We start from the raw sequence: 241 nt of genomic DNA, 5'->3' as shown, positions 1-241 counted from the left end.
GACCCCGACGCCCCAGAACTGTTTTTTCATGGAAACCTTTCTTCGTATATGGATGAAAGGTTTCATAGCCATCAATCACATACTTACGATTCCCGAGATACTTCCACCGGGGATTTCTGATATTATGGGCCTGCATCCCGCTGCTCGCCCAATCAAGCTTGTTCCTGGTCACGGTTATTGCATCCGATCCCAATGGTGCCTTATCCTTGTGTGTCCAACTTCCACGTAATGCTTTAGGTGT

Annotated in this window: 1 protein-coding gene; it reads right to left on the bottom strand. The window is 47.7% G+C overall.

The features are described from left to right. Positions 1 to 241 (bottom strand): hypothetical protein (locus HMPREF0519_RS14125; protein WP_003637157.1); only part of this gene is annotated, 241 nt, incomplete at both ends.

The organism is Lentilactobacillus hilgardii DSM 20176 = ATCC 8290, from assembly GCF_000159315.1.
Lineage (GTDB): Bacteria > Bacillota > Bacilli > Lactobacillales > Lactobacillaceae > Lentilactobacillus > Lentilactobacillus hilgardii.
The sequence above is the reverse complement of the archived record's forward strand: the minus strand, read 5'-3'. Positions and strand labels throughout refer to the sequence as shown.